Genomic DNA, 6711 nt, shown 5'->3' with positions numbered 1-6711 from the left:
TTGAATACGTACTTCATTACCTCACTGCGCTACATTGACATCTCTTTTAAGAACTTATCGACTGTTGTTGCCTCGCGGCCCGTCTTTATATATCTTCAGATTTCAGTTCGTTCAAGTCTTATTCGTCTTGGACGTGTTTTCATCTGTTTCAATCTTTTCTGTTGATCGCTGTAACATCCGCTACCTGATCTTTTTTTGTTTTCCCTTCGTTTCCGTTGGGAGTGCAAAGGTAGGAATCTTTTTTGAACTTCCAAATAAAATAATTTTTATTTTTGGGTCTTTTTTTTTCCGATTCCGTCTTTTCAATACGCTGATGTTATTCAGCTTCCCGCTCTTCCGAACCGGGCTGCAAAGGTAGCAATCTTTTTCTCTTACGCAATATTTATTTTAAAATAAATCCTGCCCTCCATCTCTCTAGGCCACCTTTTCAACAAATCCCTTCCTCCGAAGCGGGGATGCAAAAGTAGGAAAATTCTATTCAACGCCAAAGGATATTTATTAAATGTTGTTCATCTCAGCGTAACTTCATGGTTTTCAAAGAGAAATATTTTTCGACTAGCCAAAACAATTATGCCTTTTACCTGTTTAGCACCGTCCTGAACAGTTTCAGCATCTGATAAGGTCGAGTAGCGAGGATGACGGATCGGCTGGAGAAACCCATTAAAGCTTCCGAAGTTCCCCTGCGCCCGGCCACCTGAAGCTTTGGAAGAAACTGCCCACTTAAACCCGATAGCAGCGGAAAACCCACAGCGCAGCGAGGATTTGGAGCAAATAGCGGGAACATGCATATATAGTACCACCAGCCCCTGCTTTGCTAAAAAGAAAAATAAACCCGAAAACTCAAACCATGGGTATTCCTCATAAAAATTTTATAAATTAGTTTATGCTTCAGGTTAAACAATGGTGTAATGATTTAATTGGTTTGCTATTTCCAAACCTCTGCAACGCCTGCGGTGTAGCATTATACCATAGCGAGTATTTAATCTGCACGAAATGCCTGTACGACCTCCCCTTTACCGATTATCACGAATATGCAGACAATAGGGTTGCCAGGCAGTTTTGGGGCCGCTTACCAATTAATGCGGCAATGGCCATGTTGTATTTTAGAAAAGGAACGAAAGTTCAGAACTTAATCCACAATTTAAAATATAACGGAAGAACTGATGTTGGAATCCTGCTGGGTAATATGTTGGGGGAAAGGCTGAGAACAGCAACGCTCTACCAGGACATTGACCTGGTGATTCCGGTTCCTTTACACCGCAAGAAATACAAAATGAGGGGATATAACCAAAGCATGTTCATTGCAGAAGGAATTGCAGCACAAATGGGTACCGGCATCAGCGGGGATCACCTTATTAGAAATACTTCTACTGAAAGCCAAACCAAAAAAAGCAGGTATAACCGTTATGAAAATATGAAGGATGTGTTCCAGGTAAATTTTCAGGAAGATATCATGGGTAAACATGTTTTATTGGTTGACGATGTAATTACCACCGGCGCAACGCTTGAAGCCTGCGCTGATGCACTATTTGCCGCTGAGGCAGGAAAAGTAAGCATAGCAGCACTTGCCTTCGCCGAATAATGATAAAATGCACAGCAAATACCCTTGCAAGTAGCCAAACATTTTTTAAGTTTGATTTATGCGTTTAAATACTGGTTTATTGCTACTCGTCTTATTCATTGCTTCGGCTTGCCGGAAGAATGAAAACATTAGCACAAACCCAGATGCGAGGCTCAGCTTTTCCAGTAAAGAAATATTATTCGATACCATTTTTACTTCAGTAGGCTCAACAGTCAGAATAGTCAAAATCATTAACAACAATAATGATGCGGTTAAAGTATCGGAAATTAAATTAGCTGGCGGACGCACTTCTGCTTTTGGCATCAATATTAACGGAGAGCAAACAACTTATAAAAACGATCTTGTCATAAACGGTCGGGATTCAATAAATCTTTTTGTTAAGGTTTCTATCAACCCCAATGCCAATAGCCTACCCTTTCTGGTGCAAGATTCGATCATTTTAAAAACAAACGGGAATAAACAGGTCATTCAGCTTTTAGCTTACGGGCAAAATGCGGTATTCATTAATGAATCTTCCATCAGTACAAATACCATCTGGACAAACGCGCTGCCTTATATTATTAATGGATCGTTAACCCTGAAAAGCGGCACTATATTAACCATCCAGCCGGGAACTAAAATCTATTTCCATAAGGATGCCGGTTTAAACATCGAGGGAAACCTGATTGTTAACGGCAGCATAAACGAACCTGTACTGTTTTGCAGCGACCGGCTTGAAAACATTTATAATGATGAGCCTGGACAATGGAAGGGAATTTTCTTGAAAAGAACCGGACAAGGGCTGATTAAAAATGCGATCATTAAAAACGCATCTGTTGGCATTTCCTCCGATTCTTTATCGTTAAACAGCAACCCAAAATTAATTTTAAGTAATAGTATTATTAAAAACATGCAGGTGGCAGCCTATATTGGCTATCATTCAGAACTGTTAGCCTTTAATAATCTGATGTATAATTGCGGAAATTATTTAATATACGCTGTTGGAGGAGGGAATTATAACCTGAAACAGAACACCTTTGCGGGCTACAATTTAAACTTTCCGCGCAAAACAGCCTCACTGAGCTTTACAGATTATTTATCAGCAAATGTTTACCATAAACTTCAGGTCGATTTGACCAATAATATCATTTGGGGAAGTTTAGTCAACGAATTGGATATACAACAGAGAACTGCTGCCAATTTGCAGCTCAATCTATCACATAACCTGATCCGATCCAACAACAATGCTTATAACGGCAATGGCAACATTTTGAACATCGACCCTTCCTTTATTCACCAGGAACAGTACAATTTTGAACCCGCTGCAAACAGTTCAGCCAGAAAAAAAGGTGCTGATTTAACTGCCGATCCTTATTTCAGTATTTATCTTAATAAGGATATAATGGAAAATGAAAGATTTTATCCCTCAACCTTAGGCAGTTACGAGAAATAATAGGTTTTTTTATATTTTCTCAAAACCAAACCGCATGAAGTTGCGTTTATATATCCGAGAGCGTTAATTTAGATGGTAAGGGTCGATTTCTTCTGAAGAATATCGGCCCTTTACTTTTTTGGCCTTTTTAAAGATCAGTTTTACTTTTTATCCTGTTAGAAGTGAACACTGGTGCTAATGGCGGCCATCCGCGCCGCTTTTCCTCCTGCCGTTCCAATTTATTGATATAAAAAAGTTGTTAAGAAACGGCATCCGTACATCCGACACCTATTGGATCGGGCTTATTTAACAAAGTCTGTATCTGAATACGCCGATAAACAAAAAAGCAGCTACAAATTAATGCAACTGCTCTGTTTATCTGTTTTGTGGTAAAATTATTCAACAGTTACCGATTTGGCCAGGTTTCTTGGCTGATCTACGTTACAGCCACGCATTACCGCAATATGATACGATAATAACTGAAGCGGTATGGTTGCCAGGAGCGGTAAAAAAGCTTCATTGGCATCAGGAATTTCTATGCAGTAATCGGCCATTTTTTTCACCTCGGTGTCCCCTTCGGTCACAATGGCAATTACTTTTCCTTTTCTGGCTTTTACCTCTTGTATGTTACTGATCACTTTTTCGTAAGATGAGTTTTGCGTTGCGATGAACACTACAGGCATTTCTTCATCAATTAAAGCAATCGGACCATGTTTCATCTCCGCAGCAGGGTATCCTTCTGCATGGATATAAGAAATTTCCTTCAGTTTTAAGGCTCCCTCTAAAGCTACCGGGAAGCCACTTCCTCTACCTAAAAACAAACAATTGGTAGAATCTTTAATCTTTTCTGCTACCTCTTTAATCAGGTTGTTCGAGGCTAAAGCAACCTGAATTTTTTCAGGAATATGGTCAAGCTCGGTTAAAAGTTCAATTAACTTTGAAGTGGTAATGGTTCCCTTTTGCTGAGCCATGTAAAAAGCCATTAAAGTTAAAACGGTTACCTGTGCCGTAAATGCTTTTGTTGATGCCACTCCGATTTCAGGTCCGGCGTGGGTGTAAACACCAGCATGTGTTAAACGTGGAATAGAAGCGCCTGCCACATTGCAGATTCCGAAAATGGTTGCACCACGTTCTTTAGCCATCTCAATAGCCGCCATGGTATCAGCTGTCTCTCCAGACTGCGAAATGGCAATCACCACATCTTTTTCGGTGATAATCGGATTTCTGTACCTGAATTCTGAAGCATACTCAACTTCAACAGGAATGCGGGCATACTCTTCAATCAGGTATTCGCCAACCAAACCTGCATGCCAGGATGTTCCGCAGGCCACAATGATGATGCGATCTATATTTTTTAATTTTTCTGCAAATTCTTTAATCCCGCCAAGCTGCACCTTGCCCTCTTCCGGGTAGATACGGCCACGCATACAATCTTTAATGGAACGCGGTTGCTCATAAATTTCTTTGAGCATAAAGTGATCAAAACCACCTTTCTCCAGCATTTCCAGCTTTAACTGCAGCTCCTGGATTAATGGCGTTTGCACTACGTTATCCAACCTTTTTACCAACAGATCATCTTTGGTGATTAACGCAATTTCATTATCATTTAGATAGATTACATTTTTGGTGTATTCAATAATCGGCGTAGCATCAGAAGCAATAAAGTACTCTCCCTGGCCCACACCAATGACCATCGGGCTACCCTTTCTGGCCACAATTAACCGATCAGGATGATCCTGGTCCATGATTACAATGGCGTAGGCGCCGATCACTTCTTTCAACGCCAACCTAACAGCCTCCAGAAGATCAATATTTTCAATTTCCTGAATTTCTTCTACCAGATGAATTAATACCTCCGTGTCGGTATCACTTTTAAACTTGTGCCCCCGAGTAACCAACTCCTCTTTTAAAGTAGCATAGTTTTCGATGATACCATTATGAATAATAGACAACTTGCCATTATTTGAAGTATGTGGATGGGAGTTGCGGTCAGAGGGAACTCCATGGGTAGCCCAACGGGTATGGCCCATTGCAATCGTACCAGACTTATCCTGATCTTGAGCAAACTCCTCTAATACGGCTACTTTACCCGCTTTTTTATAAATATGTTCACCGCTTTCATTCATTACTGCTATACCAGCACTATCGTAACCGCGGTATTCCAATCTTTTAAGGCCTTTAAGTACAATTGGCCAGGCTTCTCTATAGCCAATATAGCCTACTATTCCACACATAAATTCTATTTAAATTTTAATTGCCAAATATATAAAACAAACGTTTGTTTTAGGTACTAAGCACTAAAGATGTTTTAGTTAAATTAAAAAAGCAGCTACATGGTTTGTAGCTGCTTTCATTATATTTTCAGTAAATCGAATTAGCTACGCTTATTTATAAAGCGGGAATGCGCTTACCAATTTTATCACTTCGGCTTTTACCGTATTCAGATTGGCTTCATCTTCCGGATTGATCAAAACGCGGTCAATTAATTCCACAATCTGTTCCATTTCAGCTTCTTTTAAACCCCGGGTTGTAACAGCCGCCGTACCCACACGGATACCAGAAGTTACAAACGGCGATTTATCATCAAAAGGAACCATATTTTTGTTTACCGTAATTTCCGCTTTTTCCAAAGCATTTTCAGCTACTTTACCTGTGATATTTTTATTGCGCAGGTCAATTAACATCAGGTGGTTATCCGTACCCCCTGAAATGATGCCGTATCCTTTTGCTACAAATGCCTTAGCCATAGCCTGTGCATTAGCCGCTACCTGTTTAATGTAGGTTCCGTACTCCTCGCTTAAAGCTTCGCCAAAAGCAATTGCCTTAGCTGCAATAATATGCTCTAACGGACCGCCCTGCGTACCTGGGAAAACTGCCATATCAAGCAAATTACTCATTAAACGGATTTCGCCTTTTGGTGTTTTCAAGCCCCATGGGTTTTCAAAATCCTGTCCCATCATAATCATACCGCCACGTGGTCCGCGCAAAGTTTTGTGGGTTGTTGTGGTTACAATATGGCAATGTGGAAGCGGGTTGGCCAGCAGCCCTTTAGCGATTAAACCAGCCGGATGGGAAATATCAGCTAAAACCAAAGCGCCGATTTTATCGGCTACTGCACGGATAAAAGCATAATCCCACTCACGTGAATAAGCGGATGCACCGCAGATAATCAGTTTCGGTTTTTCAGCTAAAGCAACTTCCTCTAATTTTTTATAATCAATTAGTCCGGTTTCTTTTTCTACGCCATAGAACAAAGGCTGGTATAATTTACCAGAGAAGTTAACTGGCGAACCATGCGTTAAGTGTCCACCGTGAGAAAGGTCAAATCCTAATATTTTATCACCTGGTTGCAAAACAGCAAGCATTACCGCGGCATTGGCCTGCGCACCAGAATGCGGTTGAACATTTACCCACGCTGCTCCAAACAATTCTTTTGCCCTATCGATCGCAATTTGCTCTACCACATCTACCACCTGGCAACCGCCATAGTAACGTTTTCCCGGTAAGCCTTCTGCATATTTGTTGGTCAATACCGATCCGGCAGCTTCCATCACTTGTTTGCTTACAAAGTTTTCTGATGCAATAAGCTCTAAACCATGTTCCTGGCGGTTTAACTCTTTATCGATAAGTTCGAAAATCTGGTTGTCGCGTGTCATTTTATATTTAGGTTTGTATTTTTTTGGCAAAAGTAAGGAATTCAAATTTAATTCGCGCTTGT

General features: G+C 40.6%; 4 protein-coding genes. 2 read left to right on the top strand and 2 right to left on the bottom strand.

Annotation, left to right across the window (positions count from 1 at the left end; genetic code table 11):
• Positions 1 to 883 precede the first annotated feature (883 nt).
• Positions 884 to 1582: a ComF family protein gene (locus tag ACIQXP_RS11330; protein WP_387505333.1), complete on the top strand. Its 699-nt coding sequence runs from the start codon at positions 884 to 886 to the stop codon at positions 1580 to 1582.
• Positions 1583 to 1640: 58 nt separating this feature from the next.
• Complete coding sequence (locus tag ACIQXP_RS11325) at positions 1641 to 3014, top strand: hypothetical protein (RefSeq protein ID WP_293744101.1); 1374 nt, start codon at positions 1641 to 1643, stop codon at positions 3012 to 3014.
• A gap of 374 nt (positions 3015 to 3388) precedes the next feature.
• Here ACIQXP_RS11325 and glmS read toward each other — a convergent pair whose 3' ends face one another.
• Both glmS and glyA read right to left on the bottom strand, forming a co-directional pair.
• On the bottom strand, positions 3389 to 5227 hold the full coding sequence (glmS, locus tag ACIQXP_RS11320; protein ID WP_293744098.1) for a glutamine--fructose-6-phosphate transaminase (isomerizing): 1839 nt from the start codon (positions 5225 to 5227) through the stop codon (positions 3389 to 3391).
• A gap of 150 nt (positions 5228 to 5377) precedes the next feature.
• On the bottom strand, positions 5378 to 6649 hold the full coding sequence (glyA, locus tag ACIQXP_RS11315) for a serine hydroxymethyltransferase (RefSeq protein ID WP_293744096.1): 1272 nt from the start codon (positions 6647 to 6649) through the stop codon (positions 5378 to 5380).
• Positions 6650 to 6711 lie beyond the last annotated feature (62 nt).

Origin of the sequence: Pedobacter suwonensis, assembly GCF_044762335.1 — a bacterium.
GTDB lineage: Bacteria > Bacteroidota > Bacteroidia > Sphingobacteriales > Sphingobacteriaceae > Pedobacter.
This window is presented reverse-complemented; position numbering and strand designations above follow the sequence as displayed.

Coding starts and splice junctions, on each gene's coding strand:
- glyA (WP_293744096.1), bottom strand. CDS start 6,649: ATGACACGCGACAACCAGATTTTCGAACTTATCGATAAAGAGTTAAAC.
- ACIQXP_RS11330 (WP_387505333.1), top strand. CDS start 884: ATGCTTCAGGTTAAACAATGGTGTAATGATTTAATTGGTTTGCTATTT.
- ACIQXP_RS11325 (WP_293744101.1), top strand. CDS start 1,641: ATGCGTTTAAATACTGGTTTATTGCTACTCGTCTTATTCATTGCTTCG.
- glmS (WP_293744098.1), bottom strand. CDS start 5,227: ATGTGTGGAATAGTAGGCTATATTGGCTATAGAGAAGCCTGGCCAATT.